Here is a 642-nt window from a genome sequence, read left to right as displayed (position 1 = left end):
GTCGCAGATAGAATTCTTTGAGAGTGGAATTGTATCTTACGGCAACCATTGCTGCCATAAACAAAAGGCGGCGTACCTCTTTTCTGCCGCCTCTTGTATAACGGCGCCCTTTTAGCTCTCCACTTTCACGGGGATAAGGTGCTAGGCCGACCAGAGAGGCGGTTTGTCTGCGTGTCATCTGTCCAAGCTCGGGCATCAGAGCACACAAGCCCGAGGCCGTAACCGGGCCGATTCCCGGGATTGAGCGCATGACGCGTGCGGTTTGCTCAACTTCCCTGTCTTGGCTCAGCAAGGCCTTGATGTCCTGTTCCACTTGTTGGATGCAGCTTTCCAGAACATTCAGGTGCTTGCGGATAATGTGGGCAATCGGCTGACTTTTCGGAGCTTGCAATCGGTTCTTTTCGGCCCCTTTCTGCTTGATAAGGTCCAATCGATAAAGCACGAGGCTTTGAAGCTGGTCTCGGACCTTTCCATTGGGGCACCACAAGGCCAAGCGCGCGTGGCGCTCTGCACCATAATCAGCCAGAGCGCAGGCATCAATCGCATCGGTTTTGCCCCGAATACCGAGGGATCGTATGAAGGCCTTAACCTTGACGGCATCTGCCCGATGAACAGCCATCCCCAAGGAAACAAATTGCTCCA

1 protein-coding gene is annotated in these 642 nt (G+C 54.0%); it reads right to left on the bottom strand.

The window, feature by feature from the left end:
- Nucleotides 1-642, bottom strand: a 642-nt coding sequence (locus IEW74_RS17270; protein WP_188667435.1) for a transposase, incomplete at both ends; no start/stop codon positions are given.

Source organism: Terasakiella brassicae (genome assembly GCF_014641495.1).
In the GTDB taxonomy this organism is placed as follows: Bacteria; Pseudomonadota; Alphaproteobacteria; order Rhodospirillales; family Terasakiellaceae; genus Terasakiella; species Terasakiella brassicae.
The sequence above is the reverse complement of the archived record's forward strand: the minus strand, read 5'-3'. Positions and strand labels throughout refer to the sequence as shown.